This is a genomic window from Kitasatospora sp. NPDC088742 (assembly GCF_055584905.1).
Window position 1 is genome coordinate 1 of the sequence record NZ_JBVJLD010000062.1, and the last position, 21,867, is coordinate 21,867.

A 21,867-nucleotide genomic window follows, 5' to 3' on the forward strand; every position below is an offset into this window, starting at 1 on the left:
CCATCCCGAGTGCACCGTCGTAGGACAGGATGTTGTCCCGGAGGAAGTCGGCGGGGGCGTCGGTGAGTTGACGGTTCGCCTCGACCGGGTCGGGGAGGGCGAGCGGCTGCGGCGTGGCCACCGGTGGGGCGGCCTGGGGGGTCGGGGCCGGGGTGGTGTTGCCGAAGAGGGAGTCGAGGAAGGGCGCGCCGAAGTCCGCCCGGAAGTTCCGGTCGGGGGTGAGGCCGGGAAGGGTGGACTCGTCCGGGCCGGCGGCGGAGGCCCAGACCTTCCAGTCGGTGGTGCGCGGGTCCGGGAGTGAGCCGGGGGTGGCCTCCCAGGACTGACGGGTGCTCGGGTCGACCCAACGGAGCTGCCCGTCGGCCCCGTTGACGAGTGCGACGGTGTGGCCGACCTCGCCTTCGCGGCCGACCAGCACGGTGGCGAACGAGCCCGGGCCGCCGCGGCGGACGTGGTCGAGGAGCGAGTCCACGGCGGGCTGACCCTCGCCGAACAGGTGCGGCAGGTCGTGACGGCGGTTGAGCACCTGGGCAGCGTGCTGCTCCACCGCGCCGGTGTGGCTCTGGCCGGACGGGCGAGGGCGGCCGTAGTGGGTGTCGCGGTAGGCCTCGACGGCTTCGAGGCAGCTCTGGAGGTCGTCGCCGAGGCGGAAGTCCGGGCTCGGGGCGACGGGTTGCTGGTGCGGGGTGAGGAGGGCGAGGAGCTCGGGGGTGGGCTCCGGGAAGCGGCGGCCGTCGGTGTGGTCGCGCAGGGCGGAGTGCTGGTCGGTGTCGGCCGGGCGGTAGCCGCGGTCGTGGAGGACGGCGTCGGTGTTCTCGTAGGCGGGCGTGCGGCGGCGCTTGGCCGGGGGCTCGCCGCGGTCCTGGGCGGGCGGCGCGGAGCGGTGGGAGGTCGCGGGCGGCGGGGGCGAGGGGGTGTGGCCGGGCGTCGCCGGCTGACGGGCCGTCGAACCGAAGCCGGAGGGCTGGCCGTTGACGCCGTCGGACGCGGGGCCGCGGACCGGGCCGAGCTGGAACGGGGCGGCGGCGGGCGGCGGCGGGGAGGGCTGGTGGCGCTCGGAGTCGCTGTCGCTGTCGTCGTTGAGGACGAAGCCGTCGTCGAAGATGCTCGGGCCGCTGTCGGTCGCGGTGGCCGGAGCGTGCAGCGGGCCGTCGCCGAGGGGCGATTCGGGGGCCGTCCGGAACGAACCGGTCTCGGAGGAGCGGTCGCTGACGCTCTCCGTGTCGCTGTCGTCGTTGAGCGTGAAGTCGTCGTCGAACAGGCTCGGCCCAGCGCTGGAGTCGTGCAGCTGGAACGGCCGCTCCGGCGACGGCGGTTGAGCTGCGGGAGTGTGCACCGGCTCCGGGGTCGGCGGGGCGGTCTCCGTGCGCGGGCCGGGGACCGGAGCGACGTCCCGGACGGGAGCGGGTTCGGGTTCGACGGACGGGGGCGGGGAGGAGCGAAGGACCTCGCGGGGCTGGTCGTCCAGGTGGAGGAGGGCCATCAGGAGCTGGTTCTGCTGCCAGTCGTTGGCCCGGCCGGTGAGTTCGGAGGTGTACTGCTGGTACGGCGAGCCGGGCTGGGCGAAGCCGTTGAGGACATCGGCGATGACCCGGACCTGGTCGGGGTCCGGGGCGGTGGACTCGTTCTTGAGGTCGTCGGAGTCCTTGAGCTCCTGGATGAAACCGTTCTCGCGCTCGCGGATGGCGGCCGCGACGTCCGCGAGCCGCTGCCGCGCCTCGGGGATGCTGCCGAGCGGGATCTCGGAGAGCTTGTCGCCCATCATGGTGACGCGTTCCTCGGCCCGGCGTCCCTGCGGGGAGAGGTAGTGGTCGAGGGTCTCGCGCTGCTCCGGGGTCATGCCCTCGCCGAGGATGTCGGCGAGCCGGTCGTAGTCGTGGCCGAGGCCCTCGGCGAAGCCGTACAGCTGGTCGCTCTTGAGGTCGAACGGGCGGCCCGAAGTGTCGTCGGCGGGAAGGGTGTTGAGCCAGCCCTCGGCGATCTCCCGGTTGTACGCGGCCTTGCGCAGCTCGCTGTACGTCGGGTCGTCCTCGACGGCCGTGGTCCAGTCGTTGCCGGCGGTCAGGGCGTCGGTGACCTTCTGGAGCTGCTCACGGACGGCGACCGCCTCGTGCGAACGCTCCAGCGCGTCCGCGCTCTTGGTGCCGCTCTCGGCCAGCTCGCGCAGGGCGCGCTGGTCGGCGGGGTCGGTCACCCCGTCCGCCCGGTCCGCCAACAGGTCGGCGGCGGCGCGGAGTTCGCGGACGGCGGTGTCCACCTCGGCCTTGGTGGCCTCGGGCTTGAGGGCAGCGTCCCAGGAGTCGGTGAGGCGGCCCTTGGCGTCGCCGGAGAGGTGGTCGCCGGCCCGGGAGGTGAGGTCCTGGGCGGCGGTGGAGGAGACCGCCTCGGGGTAGGGGGTGGTGCCGGTGACGGGGGAGAAGTAGGGGCGGCCGGTGAGTTGGCTGGTGCCGGTGGTGTTGGCGCCCTCCTGGACGGCGGGCAGGCTGCCGAGCTGGAAGACCTTCTCGAAGGAGTCCTGGGAGAGCGGGCCGGAGCGCAGCACCAGCACGTCGTCCGGGCCGAGCGAGTCGAGCAGGTGGTTCATGCCGTCTGCGTCGAGGGTGGAGAGGTCGGCGCGCTTGAGCCAGGGCTGGTCGTACCGCGGCGCGTAGGGAACGTCGTGGTTGCCGACCTGGAGCAGGACGGCCGGCTTGCCGAGCCCGGCCTCGTGGATGCCCGCGGCGAGGTAGTCGGGGGCGCCCGCCTGGCGGTCGGGGGTGAGCCGGGCCAGGCCGTAGAGCGGCATCAGGTCGAGCGCACCGGAGTTGATCCGGTCGGCCATCGACTGGAGACCGGGGTTGCCGGGGAAGGAGTGCGGGTCGGGGGCCGGGACGTGCTGCTGGAAGAGCGCGTTCTTCTTGTCCACCGTGCCTTCGAGCGGCAGCACGCCGAAGCCGTCCTCCGTGCGGGAGAAGACCGCGCGGGTGGACATGCCCCAGGCGTAGGGTGCCAGCACCACGGCCTTGTCGGCGCCGGTGTAGGAGAGCAGCGCCTTGGAGTTGTCCCCGTCCGCGCCGATCTCGTCGCTGGCCGCGACCAGGGTGAGCCCGCCGTGCCCGACCGGGGCCGGCTGGTTCTCGCCGTGCGGGTCGAACTCGTCCGGCGCGTAGTGGACCTGGCCGCCGCCGAGCAGTTCGGCGTCGAGCATCCGGTCCAGGCGGGAGCGGACGTTGGTCGGGGCGACCAGGTCGATCTGGCCGTCGTAACCGAGTTCGCGCAGCGAGCGGATCATGTTGACCGCCGCCGCCTGGTGGCCGGAACCGGGGCCGGAGGCGACCACGACGGTGACCGAGGGCTGGTCGGCCAGCTTCTGGGCGACCTCCTGCCGGGCCTCGACCTCCAGGTCGGTCGGCGGTACGCCGCCCCGCCGGTGGGTGATGATCTCCTTCAACTGGTCGGCGCTGCCCGGGTCCTGGGCGCCGAGCCGCCAGAGGGTGTGCTCGGGCACCTCGCGGCCGAGGTCCTTGAGCAGCTCCGGGCCGTGCTCGCCGCCGAGCAGCTCGCGGACGGCGTCGAGGTCGCCCGCGCGGACGTCCCGGATCTGCCCGGCGAGTGCGTCGGGGTCGGCGAGGCCGTGCCGCGCGGCCAACTCGGCGGCGCGGTCGGCCGGATCGGGCAGCGTCCGGCCGGTCGACGGCCAGGTGTGCTGCGGAGCATCGCCGTCGGCGTGGGCCGGGGCGGCGGCCTGCGGCGGCGGGGACGGGAAGTCGGTGTCCGTGTCCGTCGCCGGGGGCGCGCTGCGGTCCGTCGGCCCGTGGTGGCCGGTGTCGGTCTCCTGGGACGGGAGGTCGCCGCCCTCCACCCGGGCGGTGAAGTCGCGCAGGCCCTGGTACGCGTCGTTCTCGGTGTCCGTGGCGCGCACCGGGTTGGCGGGCGCGTCGTGGACGGCGGACGGGTCGGGGCCGTACAACCGCTCCAGCAGGGGCAGGAGTTCGGGCTCGTTGGCCCGCACCCAGTCCGCGCCGTTGTTGCGGGGCTGGCCGGTGTACGGGTCGATGCCGTGGTTGGTGCCGAGGTAGGCGTTGCTGACCTGGGCGAAGTACTCGTACTCGTCCCGGGCGGCGTAGTTCTCCGCCTCGCCGCCGTCGAGGCGGCGGCGCGCGCCGTCGGACCACTCGGAGGGGCCGTCCTCGCCGAACAGGCGGGGGATCGCCTCGTTGTCGAGCTTCTCGTCGAAGGTGTCGCGGATCAGCTGCCGGTCGGCGTCGGTGATGCCGAACTTGTGGATGGTGTGGGCGAGTTCGTGGGTGGTGGTGGAGTAGCCGTCGGCGTAGTGCTGGTCCGGGCCGACGGTGGTGCGCTCGCCGAGCAGGTTCTCCTCGGTGACGGCGGCCCACTTGCCGCCGGAGCCGCGCACGTCGTCCCAGCCGCGCCCGCCGCCCGCCTCGCTGTCGGCCGTCCGGCCGCCGAGGCCGGCGAACGGGGCGAGGTCGGTCATCGCCACGTCCTTGGGTACCACGACGATCCGGCTGCCCTCGGTGAGCAACCGGGCCGCGGTGTCCGGGTCCTGGAGCATCCGGGTGAGCTGGGCGGTCGCCTCGGCCCGGGCGGAGGCCGGACGGTCGGCGCCGCCGTCGACGTCCACCATCAGCTGGGCGGCGGTCCTCGCGAAGTCGCCGGGCGGCAGGGTGTCGCGCAGGGCGGAGACGAAGGCCGGGTCCTGGGCGAGGCCGCGCCGGTCGGAGGCGGGCAGCGAGGCGATCGCCGCCTCGCGGTCGCGGGGCGGGAGCTGGGGCAGGTCGCGGGTCAGGCCGCCGATGTCGGCGGGCCGGGTGACCGCGTAGTCGTCCCGGGGCGGGACGGAGCGCGAGCCCTCCGGGGTAGGGGCGTTCAGCGAGCGGTCGGTGGCGGCCGGCGGCGGCGAGACGAGATCCGGGTCGACGGGCGGCGGGGAGGCGTCCCGCATGCTGTCGTCGGACTTCTGACTGGCCGGCGACCCGGGGTCGCGCATGCTGTCGTCGGACTGCTGGGTGGCAGCGGGCTCGGGGGTGGACCGCATGCTCTCGTCGGACCGCTCGGCGGCGGGGTCGGGGGTCGCCCGCGTCTGCTCGTCGGAGTCCTGGCTCTCCGGCTCGTCGGAGGTCCGGTCGGTGGACGAGGTGGCGGGCTGCGGCTGCGGGGCGTCGTCGCGGAGGCGGGAGTCGATGAACTGCACGCCCTCCTTGGCGGAGGTCTTGCCTCCGGAGTAGCCGTAGTCGGTCAGGGTGGAGGTGGTGTGGCCGCCGTCGTACAGCGCCTTCAGCACGTTGCGGGCGTCGGACGGCTTCAGCTTCTCGCCGCCGTTGAGCAGGTCGCCGAGGCTCTCCTCGATCGCCTTGCGCCGCTCGGCCTTGTTGTTGCTTTCGAGCGGAGCGTCGACCCTGGCCCCGAAGTCGCTCACCGCCTTTTTGACCCGCTGCGTCTCGGCCGTCTGGCTCTCGACCAACGCCTGGACCAGCGCCCGCTGTTGGGGCGACCCGCCCTGGCCCAGGTCCCCCAGGACCAGCGACGGGTAGAGGGTCTCGGCCACGTACGGACGCGACTTCCAGAGCGTGCTCTGCTTGTCGCCGATGTGCCCCTCGGAGTTGCTGGCGGTGATGTCCAGCCAGCCGAGCTCGGTCTTGCCTGCGGGGCCGGTCTTCACGATCACCAGGTCGGGGCGGGTCGGGCCGTGGGTCACCTGGGTGTCGAAGTCGTAGCCCGGCGGCATGGTGACGTTCTCGCGGATCATGTTGGTCGCCATCGACTCGACCACGTAACCGAACTGGCGGGGCAGCAGCTTCTGGATCTCCGCCCGCCGGTCCGCCGAGGTCTTCGGGTCGGCCCACTCGGTGTAGTTCTTGGACCACTGCCTGGTGTGGCCGTCGAGGTCGGGCACCGACTCCGGGTTGGCCAGGGCGAGCCTGGCCGCGTCCTCCACCTGGGTGTCGATGTCCTGCGCGAGCTGGCGCACCACGTCGCGGTCGGCGGCGTCGAGCTTGCTTCCGTCGGCGACGACGGAGAGCACGCCGAAGGTCGGCGCGTCACCGTCGAAGACCGACTGGTCCAGGCGGGAGTCGAGCGGGTCGCCCTCCGGGTCGGAGGTGGCGGCCCAGACGTGCTTGCCGTCCGCCCAGTCCCCGGGCAGGTCGTTCGGACGGGCCTCGCGGACCTCGCCGGTGCTCGGGTCGGCCCAGCGCAGCGTGCCGTCCGGGCCGTGCACCAGGGCCACCACGTGCCCCTCGGTGCCCGGGCCGTCGGAGAACAGGACGGTCGAGAAGCTGCCGGGCCCGGCGTCGCGGACCTGGTCGATCACCGAGTCCACGCCCTGCTGCCCGGTGCCGAGCGGCACCGGGGTGCCGTGACGCTTCGTCAACGTCCAGGCGGAGTTGTTCTCCGCGACGGAGGACAGCGGCAGGCCGGAGGGGCGCGGGTTGCCGTAGTGGGTGTCGCGCAGCGCCTCGACCGCCTCCAGGCAGCTGTAGAGGTCGCCGCCGTCCATGGTGGCGCTGTGCGGGTTGACGTGGTCCAGCAGGTCGGGGGTCAGGTCCGGGTGCGGGGTGGAGCCGTGCTCGGCCAGGTGGTCCGCCAGGGCCTGGTACTGCTCGCGGGTGGCCGGCTCGTAGCCGCGGTCGCGGAGCGGGCCGGCGGTGTTCTCGTAGGCGGGCGTGCGCTGGCGCTTCGGTCCCTCGGGACGGCCCTGGGGGAGGGCGTCGTCCTCGCGGCCGCGCTTGGTGCCGCGCGGTTCGGGGGCCGGGGTGGGGGTGGTGTCGCCGGTACCGGGGCGAGGGGTGAACCGCGGTGCGGGGGAGGGGTTTTGGGAGGGGGCGGCGGGCTGCCGGACCGGGCCGAGACCGTTGCCGCTCCGGTCGGGCGCGGGGGTGCGGGTCGGGCTCGGGGTGGGGCTCGGGGTGGTGGTCGACGGGGGCGGCGGGGAGACCTGGGAGACCGGCGGGGCCTGGGTGGGCGGCGCCTGGGTGAGGGTCGGGTCGGTGGTGGGCGGGAGCGGGGAGTCCGAGCGGTGGTCCGCGGCCGGGGTCGCGGACGGGCGCGGGGCGGTGATCGGTCCGCCCGCGATGCGGGTGCCCTCGGGCGCGGGGGTGTGCGGGTCGGCGGTGGCGTCCGCACGGACCGGGGTGGGCTCGGGGGTGGAGCGCGCGGCGGGTTCCGCGTGGGGTTGGGGCTGAGCCGGCTGCTGATGGGGCGTCGGCTCGGGGGTGGCGGGCTGCTGGTGCTCGGTGCGCGGCTGCTGGGCGGCGTTGGGCTGCGGCTGCTCGCTGCGCGGCTGCGGCTGCGGCTGCTGCTCGGCGTGGGGTTGGGCCTCCGGCCGGGGCGGTGCGGGCTGGTGCTGCGGCGGCTGCTCGCTGTGCGGCTGCGGCTCCGGGGTGTGCTGGGTACGGGGCTGGGGCTCGGCTTGGGGCTGGAGCTGAGGCTCGGCCTGGGCCTGGGGCTGCTGACGGGGCGTCGGGTCGGACTCCGGGCGCGGCTGCGGTACGGAGTTCCGCTCGGTGTCGGCCGGGGCGGGGCGGGGCTCGGCCTCGGGGCGGACGGGCGGGGCCTCGTGCTGCTGGGCCTGCGGCTGCTGGCGGACCGGCTCGCTCGGGTCGGCCTGCTGGTGCGGTGCGGCCGGCTCGGGCCGGGCGGCGACCGGGGTCTCGGTCGGCCGGGGCTGGGCGGCCGGGGCTTCCTGGATGTGCTCCGACGGCCGGGCCGGCTGCGGGGCGGGGCTCTCCGGGCGGGCAGCCGACGGGGTGTCCTGCTGGGGGCGGACCGCCTCGGCGGGCGGCGGGGTGTCGGTCTGCGGACGGACGGTCGGCTCCGGGCGGGCGGAGGTCGCCTCGGGCTCGGGGCGGGCCGTCGGCGCGGGCGCGTCGGCCTGACGCGGGGGCGGCGAGGTGTCGCCCTGCGGGGTGGGGGTGCGGTCGGGGGTGGTGGCGTGCGGTGCGGGATCGGCTGCGCGCGGGGCCGGTTCGGTCTGACGGGGCGTCGCGTCCGGGTGCGTGGTGGCAGGCGGGACGTCCGCCCGAGCAGGGGACGGAGCCGGGGCCTCGGTGTGCGCGGTGGCGGGCTGCGGGCGCGGGGCGCTGCCGCTGTCGGGCGCGGGGCTGTGCTGGGCAGCTCCCGAGGGCGCGGAGTCGTTGCCGCGCGAGGTGGTGCTCGGACCACCGGAGTGCGAGCCGCCCGAGGTGGAACTGCCGCTGCTGATGGGTGTGTTGGTGTCGTGGGTGCCGGCGGGGGTGCCGGAGCCGCCTCGGTCCGAACCGAACGGAGCCAAGGTGCGGCCACCGCTGGTGGACGGGCTCGCGGTGCCGCTGCCGTCGTGAGTGCCCCCGCTCGGGCCCCGGTACGCCTCGGCACCGCCGGTCGACCCGGTGCTGTCCGCACCGTGCGTCCCGGAGGAACCGGCGGATCCGGTGGAGGAGCCGCCGCCCGGCTGCCCGCCGAAGGTCGGCGGGGCGTCGGCGCCGGGCAGGGTGCCGCCGGCGGGGATGTTCGGGATGTCCCCGCCGCCGAACTTGCCCTTCAATGCCGAAGCGCCGTGCTGGAGACCGACGTTGGAGCCACCGCTGAGGCCGGATCCGAGCAGGCTGCCGCCGTCGACGGTGCCGGTGGTGGCGAGCTGGGCGGCGACGTCCCCGCCGACGCCGGAGACCGCGCCGCTCGCCATCTTGCCGCCGACGCTGTTCGCCGCGTTGCCGAACCCGGCCTTGCCGGCGCCCGCGCCGATGCCCTTGCCGATCATGCCGCCGGCGGCGCCGCCGACCGCGCCACCGATGGCGCTCTGCCCGAGCTCCTTGGTGTCGAGCCCGGAGCGGTGGCCCTCGGCGATCTGGATGGTCTGCGCGAGCAGGTTGATCGCGACTTCCTGGGCGGCCTCCTTGGCCGCGAACTCCAGGGCCTCCTTGAGCAGCTTCTTGAGGATCTGCTGGACCACGACGCGGCTGACCGCGACCGCCGCCGGAATGGTGGCCAGCGAGGCCCCGGCGGTGAACGGCGCGGAGGCCTCGGCGGTGGCGATCTCGAAGGCCAGGATGCCGAGTTGGGCCACGATCTGGATCTTGGCGGACTCGGTCGAGTTGGCCATGTTCTCCAGCATCTCGGCCATGCCGTCGCAGGACTTGACCATGCTGGGGAAGAACCCGGGGTCCTCCTCCGTGCCCTTGCCCACCGAGAACTTGGCCCAGTGCGTGGCCAATCCCTCGGCGGCCTTGCCCTGCTGGCCGTCGAGCGCCCGCTTGATGGTCGAGTCGACCGACGTGCCGACGTCCGCCAGGGTCTTCCCGGCGTCGCGCCAACGTTCGGCCATCTCGCGCATCAAGTCCTCCTCACCTTCCGGCCAGCGGGTGCCGGCCAGCAGGAGAAGGACCCACTGAAGGGGTTCGGGCAGCTCAACCGCCATATTCGATCAGGGCCTTCCGGTCTGGTGGGGGCGTCCCTTGGCGACGTCCCGGAGGGAGAGGTCGGGGTGGAAGAGAGCGGTCTCGGGCAGCTCGGCCTCCATGGAGGTGAGGCCGGTGGAGAGCCCCTCCTCGGCGTTGTCGTAGCTCTGGGCCATGACCTTGAGGCCGTCCGCGATGTACTTGAGCGCGGCGGGCAGGTTGCCGATGCCGTCCAACACCTTGCCGCTGTAGGTGAGATAGCCCTTCTCACCGTTCGCGAACTTCTCGCCGGAGTCGTCGTTGCCCCAGGGGGCGCGGCTGGTCATCCCCGACATGTAGGCGCTCAACCCTCGGGCCATCTCGGTGAGTTGGTCCGAGGCGGCGAGGACCGGACCGGCCGCCGCCCGGTACTTCTCCGGATCGACGTTGAAGCCCTTGCCGGCGTCCGGACCCCCGGCGGGGGTCGCGGACTGCGCGAGCCTCTTGGTGCTCTCCGTCGGCTGGGCGGCGATCCGGTCCTGCAACTGCGCGGTAGGCCGCACCGCGTCGGCGGCCACCCGTGCGGTCATCGGCTCGCCGACCTGCATGGGCTCCAGCGGTGCCATGCGGTCGGTCGCGTGCAGGGGCTCCGTCGGCGCCATGCGGTCAGTTGCCCGCAGGGGTGCCGTTGGTGCGATGCGGTCCGCCACCTGCATGGGTTCGAGCGGTGCCATGCGGTCGGTCAGGTGCTGGGGTGTGGTCGGTGCGATGCGGTCGGCCACCTGCATCGGTTCCAGTGGTGCCATGCGGTCGGTCAGGTGCTGGGGTGTGGTCGGTGCGATGCGGTCGGCCACCTCCATCGGTTCCAACGGCGCCATGCGGTCGGTCGCCTGCAGGGGCTCCAGCGGTACCGACCGCTCGGCGGCCTGCACGCGCTCGAACGGGACGAGCCGTTCGGTGGCCTGCAGGGGTTCGAGGCGGGCCGTGGGCTCCTCGGTCTGGGCGGGCACCGACTCGGCCCGCCTCAGCTCCTGTTGCTCTTCCATCGCGCTCCTCAGCGTCCCTGGCCGGCGGCCGGACCAGCCGAACCGGCCGCACCGGCGGGCGGAGCCTCACCGCTGCCCTCGGGGAAGCCCCCCGAACTGGCCAGTCGGGCCAGTGCCGCCCGCATGAACGGTGTCGGCACCTGGAAGCCACCCTCCTCGCGGAGCGGTGGCGGACCGTCAGCCGGAGCGGCAGGAGCAGCCGGAGCGGCCGTTGCCGAGGCGGGTTCGAGGGTGGGGGCGTCCTCGTCCGTCCGTCCGCGCCGCTCGGCCACCGACCGGGCGCGCTCCAGGTACGCCTCATCGGAGCCGCCGGAGCCGCCGGCCGCACTCGTGGACGCAGCCGTGGAGGTGCCCTCGCCGGCCGCCGAACTACCGGACTCCGGCGCCCCGTTGAGCGAGGTCGCACCCTCCGGGCCCAGCACGGCCACCGCCAGCTGGCTCATGAAGTCGCCACCGCCCGCAGGGGTCTCCCCGCCGGCCGAGGCCACCGCGGTGTGCACGGGCTCCGGTGCCGGGGCCATGCCCGACTCCTCGACCCAGCGCTGCCGCATCCGGTGCCAGTGCCGGTCCTGCGCATCGTGGTGGACGGCCTGGCCGAGGATCCCGGCGTCGCGCAGCGCCACCGTCTCCTCCTCGTCCTCCTCCACGCCGAAGCGGGTCGGCCGGACGAACCGCGAGCCGGACTTGGCCGCTGCGGCCCCGGCGCCGCCGCCCATCCCCTGCGCGCCGGGCATGGCGCCACCGGCCGCGCCGCGCGCGGAGGTTGCGGCCGAGCCGGACGCACCGGCGCCGCCGCCCGCACCGAGACCGGTGCCGGAGGTACCGCCGCTTCCGCGGCCGACGCCACCGACACCGCCGGCCGTCGTGGGCGTGCCGAGCGGGTGGGCCCCGCCGGCGCCGCCCGCGGACCGTCCGCCGCCGGGGTTGTAGCCGCCGAGCGCGGACGCGCCGCCGCCGGCACCGCCCACCCGGGCGCCGCCGCCGAGACCGGAGCCGCCCGGGCCGGAGCCGACGCGTCCGCCGCCGGGGCCGCCGCCCGTGATCGAGCCGGGAGCGCGGCCGCCGGGGCTGAACGGAGAGGTCGTGGTGCGGCCCGGCAGGGTGCCGCCGGGCAGACCGCCGGGGCGGCCGGTCAGCGGGCTGAGCGGGGAGCTGCCGGTACCGCCGCGGTTCGACAGCGGGAAGTTGCCGAGGCTGCCGATGGTGCTCGGATCGGAGCCGCCCGGGCTGAACGGGCGCAGCGCCGTCATCGGCCGCAGCTGCCCGGTGGTGGTGCCCTCGGTGCTCAGCGGCTGGTGCCCCGCCAGGGTGAGGTTGCCGGGCGAGCCGACCGTCGGGAGCTTGAACGAGGGCTTGCCGTCCGGGCCGAGCGAGGGCCCGCCGACGCTGCCGCTCCCGCCGCCGAAGGAACCGCCGCCCGGGACTCCGCCGGTGAGGCCGCGGCCGAGGCTGCCCGAGGTGCCGCTGAACGGCGTCGGTGCCTGCGCGGTCGGCATCTTGAAGGGCTGAAGGGCGGGTGCCCCGCCGGGCCCGCCACCGGGGCCTCCGCCGGTGCCGCCCGGGCCGCCGAGCGGGCCGCCCGGCATCCCGGGGACGCCGCCACCCGGCAGACCGCCGGGCCCGCCGAGGCCGCCGGGGCCGACCCCGCCGGGGTTGAAGCCCTGGATGTCCACCGGCGCGGGTGCCTGCACGCCGGGCATGGTGATGCCGGTCTGCAGGGTGGGCGCGTTGACGCCGGTGACGCCGTCCAGCCCGGTGCGCGGCGTCGGAGCCGAACCCCCGCCGCCGCCACCGCCGTTGCCGCCGGTGAGCGAGGCGACCTCGGCGGCCGCGGTCATCGCCTGGAAGTGGCTGGAGCCCTGACGGAGCATCGCGTCCACATTGGTGCCGACCTGGCCGACGTACGTGTTGTAGGTGGCCGCGGCCTCCTTGATGCCCTCGGACTTGGCGATGTCGTCGTTCTTGCCGGCCGGGTTGTCCTCGATGTACTCCTTCGTGTACTGGAGTTCGCGGATCATCTCGTTCTTGGTCTGGGTGACCGCCTCGATCGCGCCGCGCAGCGACTGCGCGATGGCGCCCGCGGCCGTGACGGTGGTGGTGACGTGCGAGCCGTCGCCCTCGCAGAACTTGCGCAGGTAGGTCGCGAAGCTCTCGGCGGCCTCGCCCTCCATCGCCTCCATCGCCAGCTTGGCGTTGGCCACGATGGCCCCGACCCGGGTCTCGGCGAAGGTGTTCCACTTCTCCCAGGCGAGTGCGAGGTCGCCGATGAGGTCCTCGTTGGCGTCCGGGAAGACGATGGCCTTCCCGTCTTCGTTGCTCTGGATGACCTTGAGCACTTCTGCCAGGTCGGGGGGCAGCTGGATCACGGTGTCAGTCCTTCTGCGAGGGTCGACTCGGGCAGGGGTCAGGCGAGCTTCGGTCCGCTACCGCCGGACGGGTGCGGCGGCGGGGGCTCCGGGTCGTCCCACTCGTTGTAGTCGAGGGTGGGCGCGTCGGCCGAGTTGAAGTTGGAGTCGGCGGTGGCCGGGCCACCGGTCTCGCCCGCGACGACCACGGTGACCGGCTTGGTCCGGGAGTCCGGCTTGACCGGGGCCACGGGTGCGTCGGCCCCCTCGATGGCCCGCAGCGAGGTCGCGTTCGACTCGTCCACGGTGCGGTAGTTGGCGACCACGGTGCGCAGGTTGGCCGCGACCTGGGCGCTGTTGGCGAGGAACTTCTGAATGCCCTCCAGCACCTGCTTCTGGTGGTCCGCCAGACCGCCGACCGAGCCCGTGGCACCGGTCAGCGACTTGGCGAGCCGGTCGTTGCCGTACACCGTCGGCTTGATCTGTTCGACCGTCGCCTTCAGCTGGGCGGTGGGCCCTTCCAGGTCGTCCAGCATGGTCTGGATCATCTTCGCCGCCGCCTCGACCTGTTCCAGGTCGACCCGGAATTTCTTCCCCTCGGCCATTTCCGCCCCTCGCTCGTTGCCCCAACGCCGGCCGGCGGCCCAGTCCGCCGGCCGTCGACTGCCTGCCGAATCCCCGTGAATCCCCGTGAATCACCGCGCCTGACGAAACGTCAGAGCGTGACGGCCCCACCCGGGCCGACCACGTACAGGCCGGTCTCGGTGAACGAGATGGCCAGCGGCGCGCGGTCCAGCGGCGCCTCGTTCAGCAGCGTGCCGCTGCCCAGGTGCCACAGCCGCACGGTGTCCCGCTCGTCCCCGGCGGCGACCAGCGCCTCGCCGTCCATCTCCTGGCAGACCAGCGTGCGCACCCCTGCCGCGCCCCCGGCCAGCTCCGTGACGGCCTGCCCGCTCTCCGCGTCGAAGGCCCGGACGGCGCCGTCGGCGGTGCCGGCCAGCACCACCGGCCGCCCGGCGTGGGTGGCGAAGGCCAGCGCCGCGACCGGCGCGGCCAGCCCGCCCACCACCGGGCCCGGCGCGCCGCTGACGGCGTCCCAGATCCGCACGGTGCGGTCGCCGCCCGCGGTGGCGAGCAGCGGCCGGGGTTGCTGCGGGCCGATCGCCAGGGCGGTGACACCCTGCTGATGGGCCGCCAGGCGCAGCAGCGGTGCGCCGTCCAGCGCGCCGCGCACCCGCACCACGCCGTCCGCGCCGCCGGAGACCAGGGTGGTCTCACCGATCGCCAGGCAGGTCACCGGGCCGGTGTGCGGGGTGGGCACCGAGAGCGCGGCGCCGTCGGACAGCCGATGGCAGCGCACCGCACCGGTGACGGTGCCGCAGACCAGCAGGCCCTCGGTCACCGCGACCGAGCTCACCGAGCCGCCGTCATCGGCGAGTTGGAGCCGCTCGACGCCGCCGTCCCAGAGCCGGACGGTGCCGTCGCCGTACCCGGCGGCCAGCACCAGGGTGCCGTCCGCGAGCGCGGTGGCGGCCAGGGCGTTCAGCGGGCGCGGGCCGGTGGCCGGGCCGGGCGGCTCCCAGGTCGCCAGCGCGGTGCCGTCGGCCGGGTCGAAGAGCCGGATCCGGCCCCGCTCGTCGCCGACGGCCAGCGCCGCCGGGCCGTCGCCGGCGCCCTGGCGGACCACCGCGAGCGCGGTCAGCCAGGCGCCGCCGGTGGCCCAGCCGTTCAGGCCGGTGCCGCGGTAGACGTCCCAGGTGCGCACGGTGCCGTCCAACGCGCAGGAGGCGAGCACCGGTTCACCCGCCAGCTCGGTGAAGGCCAGGCCGGTGACGGTGGCCGAGTGGCCGACCAGCACGGCCAGCGGCTCACCGGTGGCCAGGTCCCAGAGACGGATCTCCCGGTCCACGCCGCCGGAGGCCAGCACCGCCTGGTCGCCCAGCGAGAGCACCGCGAGCGAGGTGACCCGCTCGGTGTGGCCCACCAGCAGGTGCAGCCGGGCGCCGGCGGCCGCGTCCCAGACCCGGATGGTGCCGTCGCCACCGGCAGCGGCCACCAGGTCGAGCCCGGCGCAGTGCGCGTGCACCAGGGCGGAGGCGCCCCGGTTGTTCACCGCGAGCAGTCCGAGGCCCTTGCCGTCCTCGGCACGCCAGGCCCGCACCTCGCCCTCCCGGCCGCCGGAGAAGGCCAGCGGCACCCCGTCGACCACCGCGGCGGCCACCACCTGGGCGCCCTCGCCGCCCGAAGTCCCGTGCAGCAGACCGCCGGTGGTCGCGTCCCAGACCTGGACGGCGCCGTCCTGCGCGCCGACCGCGAAGAGGTCCCGCTCGCCGACCCGGCCCAGCGCCACGGCGGTGGGCAGCAACCCGGCCTCCTGGTCGGAGTCGCCCAGGGAGGAACCGCCGTCCGCCAGTTCGGCCAGGCCGAAGCCCCGGCCCGCGACCGCCAGCGCGAACGCCGGGCGGCCGGCGACGGTGCCGATGGCGGCCGTCGGGGCGGCCTCGGCCGGATCGACCGCCGCCAACTGGACCAGGTTCCCCGGGAGTTGGGCCGGGGCCTCGGGGCGGATCAGCTGGCCGGCCAGGGCCTCCAGCAGCCGCGCGATACCGGGCACCGGGGTGTCGGTGCCGTCCGCCCAGGCCAGCTCGCCGACCACCAGCCGCCGGGCCCCGTCGGCCCCGCCGCCGGCCCCGGGCGCGGCGCTGCGCAGCGCGTTCAGCACCCGGGCGGGCACCGCCGGGTCCACCGTCGCGGTGCGCACCACCTCGGTGCCGCCGCTGTGGTGGCGCACCTGTAGCCCGCCGACCTGATCGAGGGTCAGCTCGAGCCTGCCTCCCGGCAGCTGCTCCCCGCCGACCGAGAACTCCACCGGTGCCGACATCTTCCGAACCCCCAGCCCTGGTACATGGACAAACCAGCCGCGCGATGCGCGTAGATCAACTGCACGTGGATCAAGTGCGTGTGGAACAGGCGCACTTACAGCAAGTGCGCTTGGAACGGGTGCGCGTGGAGCAGGTGCGCGTGGAACAAGTGTGTGTGGAGCGAGCGTGCGTGGAGCCAACGTGCGGCGAACGGACCGCGCACCTATCGGTGAACGCGCCCCGTCCCGAAGGCCCGCCGTTCAGCAGAGGTCCTCGGGTACCAGGGTCGCGTAGACGGCGTCGTGCAGCTCCTGGGTGCGGGAGCTGCGGAACAGCGCGGGGCGGAAGCCGGTCCGGCGGAAGCCGATGGAGGCCCCGACCACCTGCACCCCCATGTTCTCGGCGGCGGCGTAGGCGTCGATCCGCCGCAGCCCCAACTCCTCGAAACCGAAACGGCAGACCAGCCGCATCGCGGAGGCCGCCGTGCGCATCCGCCGGTGCTCGGGCAGCAGCCAGATCGAGACCTCGGCCGCGCCCTCCTCGGGTCTCAGGTCCACCAGCTCGGCCAGCCCGATCGCGGGCCCGCCCTCGGGTTCTGTCCCGTCCGCGAGGGTCACCGCGAAGTACGCGGCCCGGTCGGCGTCCCAGAGCCGGGGCGCCACCTCGGTGATCCAGCGGACGGCGGACTCGCGGTCGGGGTGGGCCAGGATGCCCTGCATGAACTCGCGCACCAGCGGATCGCGCGACCCGGCCAGCAGTGTGTCCGCGTCCCGCTCCTGCGGTCTGCGGAGCAGCACCTGGCCGTCGCGCACACCTGAGAGCGCTTTCACCGTGCTCAATGAGCAGATGGCGCCTCGGTTCCTCCCCATGGCCCGTATCGAAGCACCTTGAAGCCGGTCAATCAACCCGGCTCGGTTGCTCCTTACTCATGGGTAAGGACAACTGGGCTCCCATAAGACCGATTTGTCGACACTTGCTGACCGTTCGTCAGCACACGGAACGGCCCCCAGTCCCGGCCCGCACCGCCGTGGCCAGGCTGGGAACGCTCTCGGGCGCCGTTGTGGAGGTTTCGCACGGGTCTCCCGGAGGGGCCGCGCGGCGGTGACGGTGGTCACGCCAGGTCCGGGTGATGGAATGCCCGAATGACGGACAAGGCGGTCAGTGCTGACCGAGCGCGGCCCGCAGTCTCTTCCGGGTGACGGCGGCGGCTTCCCGGGTGACCGGGTCCTCACTGCGCAGCGCGTCGTCCAGCAACAGGTCGGCCGCCGCCACCACGGCGGCCGGCAGGGCCACCTCGCGCAGGCCGAGCAGCTGGGCGGCGGCCTGGTGACCGGTCGTCAGGGAGGGGTCGGAGCGCTCCGGCAGCTCGCCCGGCCGGTGCGAGGGGTGCGCCGACTCGCTTCTGGCGCGGCGGGGTTCGTTGATCAGGGGCATGTCTGGTCCGTCGGTCGTGGTGGGGGTGCGGTCGGTCAGGAAGCCTGTAGGTCGGGGACGGCCGGGGACGCTCCGCCGAGCGCGGGCCGTTCGGGGCGGGGTGCGATGCTCCACAGCACCGGGGCGGACGGCAGGGGCGCCGGGGGCGCGCCCGTCCCCGCGCCTGTTACCGCGCCCGTCCCCGTGCCCGTTGCCGCGTGGGCGTCCCGGATCCACCGGGCGAGCACCCGGGCGAAGTCGGGGCCGATCACCGCGGCGAGTCTCAGTTGCTCCAGGTCGCCGGTCCGTAGGGGGACCCCGGCCGCCGTCAGTGCCGCGAGCAGGGGTTGGACCGTCGTCCAGGGGAGAGGGGCCACGGGCAGGGTGCCGGTATGCGCAGGCTCTGTCACGCCGGGTCCAACTACCGCCCGCCGACGCGGTCACGGGTCCGGGTCGGCATTCCACCCAGTGACGTAGAGCGGGCCCCGGGGGCGGTGGGCGTGTCGCGCGGGAGGGAGTGCGCCCACCGCCCGTGGCGGGCTCACCCGACGGTGCCGGACGGGTCGTTGGCGACGGCGGCTACGAGCATGACGTACAGGTGGTCGGCCTCAGGGATGAGCGCGGCCTCGATCTCGTCGTCGGTGCGGCCGGCCAGCGTGAGCTTCTGGATGCGTCGGAACAGCAGCCGGTCAGAGGCCGCGATCAGCGCGGCGGTGGCCCGGGGGGCGATCGCCGGGGTGTCGGGCGGGGCGGCCTCCGCGAGGGCGACGACGAGGGCCTCCTCGCGCAGGTCGTGCAACTCGCGGAGCCGGGCGGTGAGGGTCGGACTGTCGGCGACCATCCGGGCGAAGTCCAGGCCGGTGAAGCCGACCACGGGGTCGTGCGCCAGCAGGGCGGACCGGAAGATCCGGCCGAGGGCGGCCAGTGGCACCTCCTCCGGCCCGCGCTCGGCGACCGCCCGGGCCAGGCCCTGGGTGAACTCCTCGTGGTGGTCGAGGGCCAGGTCCTCCTTGCGGGCGAAGTAGTTGGTGACCGTCTTCTTGGCCACCCGGGCGGCGGCCGCGATCTCGGCGATGGTGGTCCGCTCGAAGCCCTGCTCGATGAAGAGCCTGGTCGCGCAGTCGGAGATCAGCTGCCTGGTCTCCCGCTTCTTGGACTCACGGAGCCCTGGTTCGATGGTCACGGGAAAATCTTACCCCCGTCGCAAAATTACGCTTGCCCTATGTGGTGCGCCCGCCCTAAAGTTACGTCCGTCGCAAAGTTCGCCCCAGTAAATCGAACCCAGTGAATCAAGCCCAGGAGTAGCCCTGAACGTCACCGCCACCACCGTGTCCCTCACCGTTGACGACGTCGACGCCTCCCGCGACTTCCTCTGCGCCCACCTCGGCTACCGCGTCGCCGTAGCCGCCGAGGGCTTCGCCTCGCTGAGCCGCGAGGACGCCGCCGCCGACGTCGTCCTGCTGCGCACCGGCACCGAGGTCCTCCCGCCCGAGCAGCGCCACCAGCGGGCGGCCGGGCTGATCCTCGCGCTCACCGTCACCGGCCTCGACGCGGAGGAGAAGCGACTGCGCGAGGCCGGAGCCCCCATCACCCTCCCGCTGCGCGAAGAGCCGTGGGGAGAGCGGCTGTTCCAGCTCACCGACCCCAACGGCGTCGTCGTCCAGCTGGTCGAATGGGTCACCCCCGATACCGAGACCGACGCCTCGGTCGAGCCCGCGCCGCCCGCCGTACACCTGATCGCCCCCGCCGCCGACCACGTCACCGAGACGCCGAACGCCCGGATGACAGGCCTCGCCGCCCCCAGCCGGGGCAGCGCCGAACTCAGCACCTGGACGGTCGCCATGACGGCCGGTCAGACCGGCCCGGAGCACACCGTCAGCCGCGAGCAGGTCTGGACGGTGACCGCCGGCGCACTCGAGGTCAGCCACTCGGGCCGTACCGAGACCGTCCCGGCGGGCCACACCCTCGTCCTGCCGCCCGGCCTGCCGCGCCGGGTGCACGCCCCGCAGGACGCCGAGGCCCACGTCGCGATGCGCGCGGACGGCGTCGTCGTCGTGGCGGGCACCGAGGACACCCGGGTCCTGCCGTGGGCGCGCTGAGGTCCTGTCAGTACCCTTCGTGAGCAAGCCTTCCGCACGACCGCACCAGCAACGGAGTCAGCTTGTCCCTCCGCATCACCGCCCTGACCGACCCCGCCGAGAACGGCTCCGGCCGCCGCCTGACCTGGTTGGCCGCCGACTCCGACGGCAACCCCGTCGGGTCCGCCCTCCTCCGCCTGTTCGACAAGGAGGGCCAGCGCCACCTCGCCGAACTCGACATCCGGGTCCACCCCGCCGAGCGTCGCCGCCAGGTCGGCACCTCCCTGCTCGCCGCCGCCGTGGCGGCGGCCCGCGCGGACGGCCGGAGCAGCGTCATCGCCCAGGCGGAGGAGGGCAGTTCCGGCCAGGCCTTCCTCGCCGCCCGGGACTTCCGGGTCGCCGCCACCCTCACCTACACCCGCCTCGCCCTGGCCGACGCCGACCTGTCCGCCCTCAAGGCGGAGGCCGAAACCCCCCACGCGGGCTACCGGCTGACCTCCTGGCAGGGCCAGGTCCCCGACGAGCTCGCCGACACCTACGTCGCCTCCCGCACCGCCATGGACGACATGCCGATCGGCGCCGTCGACTACGGCATCGTCGTCTGGGACCTCGACCGCGTCCGCGCCGCGGCCGCCGCCGTCGCCGCCCGCGGCGAGATCCTCCACACCGTCGCCGCCGTCTCCACCGCCGACGGCACCGACGGCACCATCGTCGGCTTCACCGAACTCGTCGTCCCCGCCGACGGCACCGGCGACGCCCAGCACTACGGCACCGCCGTCCTCCCCGCCCACCGCGGCCACGGCCTGGCCCGCTGGATGAAGGCCGCCGCCATCCTCGACGCCGCCGGCCACCACCCCCGCCTCGTCGGCCTGCTCACCGACACCGCCGACAACAACCCCTACATGCGCCACGTCAACGACGCCCTCGGCTACCTCCCGACCCACGTCGCCCACGAGTTCCAACTCGACCTCTGAGCAAGCGCGTCGGGCCCCGCCCGGACGGACGGGGCCCGACACCTCGGGCCAAGCCGTCGTCAGGCCAAGCCGTCCTCAGGCCACGCCGGGCCAGGCGGAGCAGAGGTCGTGGCGGAAGTCCGGGACGGGCGTACCGGGATCGGTCTGGCGGAGCACCTCGAAGCCCAGGCTGAACAGCGGAGCCCCGGCCGGGTGGCGGCGGGCGTGCTCCGCGATCGCGTCCGTCAGGCCGGCGTCCGGTTCCAGCCTCGGGAACGCGGCGTGCACCTGCTCGGCGAAGCCCGCCGGCAGCGCCTCGGTGCCGCGGGCGGTGACGTCGGCGCCGACGCCGAGGTGGGTGAGCGCGGTCACCGGGCGCATGCGGTGGGCGATGCCCACGCTCGAGTGCAGGGCGATCGCCTCCCAGACGGTCCGGACCTGCTCGTCGCCGACCCCGTCCGCCCGCAGGAACGCCGCGGCCAGGTCCGCTCCCTCGACCTCGAAGCGCTCGCCGTGTCCGGCCGCCTCGGACAGGCCCGTATCGTGCAGGACGCAGGCGAGGAAAAGCAGTTCGTCGTCGTAGGCCTCGCCCGGCCGCAGCCCTCGTGCGGCTCCGAGCGCACGGCCGAAGAGGTACGCGCGCAGGCTGTGGTTGGCGATGGCCGGCGTCACGGTCCGTTCGGCCAGTGCGTGGGCCCTGCGGGTCAGTGTGGTGTCGGGAAGGGTGAACTCGCTGAAGTGATCGGTCATATGGAGATCCTCTGACCGTGCGTTCGGTCGTGACAGTGTCTCGAATGACCATCTGCGCTAGGTTCTGGCCATGCATGTGGTCGCGGTGCTCGCGCTCGACGGGGTCGTCGCATTCGATCTGGCGGCGGCGGGCCAGGTGTTCGGTACCGCCACCGACGAGCGCGGGGAGCCGCTGTACGAGGTCCGCGTCTGCTCCGCCCCGGGTGGGGCGAGCACCTCTCCGCGGTTCGGCGCCATGCGGCTGGAGACCCCGTGGGGCCTGGACGGCCTCCTCGACGCCGACACCGTCGTCGTGCCCGGTCACGACTCCTGCCTGGACGGCCAGCCCGGCGAGGTGGTCGAGTTGCTCCGGGCGGGGGCCGAGCGCGGAGCCCGGATCGCCTCGATCTGCGTAGGGGCGTTCCTGCTCGCCGCCACCGGCCTGCTGGACGGTCTCCGGGCCACCACCCACTGGCTGCACGCGGAGGAACTGGCGCGCCGTCACCCCCTGGTCGAGGTCGACCCCGCCGTGCTGTTCGTCGACAACGGCTCCGTGTCGACCTCCGCCGGGGTGGCGGCCGGCATCGACCTCTGCCTCCACCTCGTCCGCGCCGACCACGGCTCGGAGGTGGCCGCGGCCACGGCCCGCCGGATCGTCATGCCGCTCCAACGCGACGGCGGACAGGCCCAGTTCATCCGGCACGAGGCCCCCGAGGACACCGGAACCGCACTGCAGCCGGTGCTCGCCTGGATGGAGAGCCAGCTCCACCGGCCGCTGCTCCTCGACGAGATCGCCCGCCACGGGGCGATGAGCGTCCGCACCCTGACCCGCCGGTTCCGCGCCCAGGTCGGCACGACGCCGCTCCAGTGGCTGCTCCGGGCCCGGATCCACCGCGCCCAGCAGCTGTTGGAGAGCACCGAGCTCTCCGTCGAACGCATCGCCACGGCCACCGGGTTCGGATCGCCGACGACGCTCCGCGCCCACTTCACCCGCGAGGTCGGCGTCCCACCGAGCGCCTACCGCGCCACGTTCCGCACCCGCCCTGAAGCTTCGTCATGACCGGTGGGCACCATCCGCGCTCAGTG

Annotated in this window: 12 protein-coding genes; 3 read left to right on the forward strand and 9 right to left on the reverse strand. The window is 74.5% G+C overall.

Annotated elements, in window-relative coordinates:
- The 8 genes from ACZ6ZR_RS33980 to ACZ6ZR_RS34015 form a co-directional block, all read right to left on the reverse strand.
- The coding region (locus tag ACZ6ZR_RS33980; RefSeq protein WP_465649077.1) for a WXG100-like domain-containing protein at nt 1-9,397 on the reverse strand (9,397 nt) is incomplete at its 3' end.
- Between the two features lie 6 nt (nt 9,398-9,403).
- Entirely contained in the window at nt 9,404-10,402 is a 999-nt protein-coding gene (locus ACZ6ZR_RS33985; protein ID WP_465649079.1) for a hypothetical protein, read from the reverse strand.
- An 8-nt stretch (nt 10,403-10,410) separates the two neighbouring features.
- Entirely contained in the window at nt 10,411-12,768 is a 2,358-nt protein-coding gene (locus ACZ6ZR_RS33990) for a WXG100-like domain-containing protein (RefSeq protein ID WP_465649081.1), read from the reverse strand.
- A 38-nt stretch (nt 12,769-12,806) separates the two neighbouring features.
- Nucleotides 12,807-13,352, reverse strand: a complete 546-nt coding sequence (locus tag ACZ6ZR_RS33995) for a WXG100 family type VII secretion target (protein ID WP_465649083.1) — start codon at nt 13,350-13,352, stop codon at nt 12,807-12,809.
- 110 nt (nt 13,353-13,462) lie between these two features.
- Nucleotides 13,463-15,628, reverse strand: coding sequence for a WD40 repeat domain-containing protein (locus ACZ6ZR_RS34000; RefSeq protein WP_465649084.1), 2,166 nt, complete (start codon nt 15,626-15,628; stop codon nt 13,463-13,465).
- Nucleotides 15,629-15,868: 240 nt separating this feature from the next.
- Nucleotides 15,869-16,438: a GNAT family N-acetyltransferase gene (locus ACZ6ZR_RS34005; protein ID WP_465649140.1), complete on the reverse strand. Its 570-nt coding sequence runs from the start codon at nt 16,436-16,438 to the stop codon at nt 15,869-15,871.
- A gap of 328 nt (nt 16,439-16,766) precedes the next feature.
- The gene (locus tag ACZ6ZR_RS34010) at nt 16,767-17,042 is read right to left on the reverse strand and encodes a hypothetical protein (protein WP_465649086.1); all 276 of its coding nucleotides are present in this window, start codon (nt 17,040-17,042) and stop codon (nt 16,767-16,769) included.
- A gap of 520 nt (nt 17,043-17,562) precedes the next feature.
- On the reverse strand, nt 17,563-18,204 hold the full coding sequence (locus tag ACZ6ZR_RS34015) for a TetR/AcrR family transcriptional regulator (protein WP_465649088.1): 642 nt from the start codon (nt 18,202-18,204) through the stop codon (nt 17,563-17,565).
- 145 nt (nt 18,205-18,349) lie between these two features.
- Between ACZ6ZR_RS34015 and ACZ6ZR_RS34020 the strand changes: the two genes are divergently transcribed.
- Nucleotides 18,350-19,120 (forward strand): VOC family protein, encoded by a 771-nt coding sequence (locus ACZ6ZR_RS34020; protein ID WP_465649090.1) that lies wholly within the window; start codon nt 18,350-18,352, stop codon nt 19,118-19,120.
- A gap of 62 nt (nt 19,121-19,182) precedes the next feature.
- Complete coding sequence (locus tag ACZ6ZR_RS34025) at nt 19,183-20,073, forward strand: GNAT family N-acetyltransferase (RefSeq protein WP_465649092.1); 891 nt, start codon at nt 19,183-19,185, stop codon at nt 20,071-20,073.
- 75 nt (nt 20,074-20,148) lie between these two features.
- On the opposite strand, the gene ACZ6ZR_RS34030 is transcribed toward ACZ6ZR_RS34025, so the two are convergent.
- On the reverse strand, nt 20,149-20,802 hold the full coding sequence (locus tag ACZ6ZR_RS34030) for an HD domain-containing protein (RefSeq protein ID WP_465649094.1): 654 nt from the start codon (nt 20,800-20,802) through the stop codon (nt 20,149-20,151).
- A gap of 70 nt (nt 20,803-20,872) precedes the next feature.
- Here ACZ6ZR_RS34030 and ACZ6ZR_RS34035 point away from each other — a divergent pair, with 70 nt between their 5' ends.
- A complete protein-coding gene (locus tag ACZ6ZR_RS34035) occupies nt 20,873-21,841 on the forward strand; it encodes a GlxA family transcriptional regulator (RefSeq protein ID WP_465649096.1) in 969 nt (322 codons plus the stop codon).
- Nucleotides 21,842-21,867 lie beyond the last annotated feature (26 nt).

What these genes read in the sequence shown, in the direction of transcription:
- ACZ6ZR_RS33985 (WP_465649079.1), bottom strand. Translation starts at nt 10,402, where the DNA reads ATGGAAGAGCAACAGGAGCTGAGGCGGGCCGAGTCGGTGCCCGCCCAG.
- ACZ6ZR_RS34030 (WP_465649094.1), bottom strand. Translation starts at nt 20,802, where the DNA reads ATGACCGATCACTTCAGCGAGTTCACCCTTCCCGACACCACACTGACC.
- ACZ6ZR_RS34010 (WP_465649086.1), bottom strand. Translation starts at nt 17,042, where the DNA reads ATGCCCCTGATCAACGAACCCCGCCGCGCCAGAAGCGAGTCGGCGCAC.
- ACZ6ZR_RS33995 (WP_465649083.1), bottom strand. Translation starts at nt 13,352, where the DNA reads ATGGCCGAGGGGAAGAAATTCCGGGTCGACCTGGAACAGGTCGAGGCG.
- ACZ6ZR_RS34035 (WP_465649096.1), top strand. Translation starts at nt 20,873, where the DNA reads ATGCATGTGGTCGCGGTGCTCGCGCTCGACGGGGTCGTCGCATTCGAT.
- ACZ6ZR_RS34000 (WP_465649084.1), bottom strand. Translation starts at nt 15,628, where the DNA reads ATGTCGGCACCGGTGGAGTTCTCGGTCGGCGGGGAGCAGCTGCCGGGA.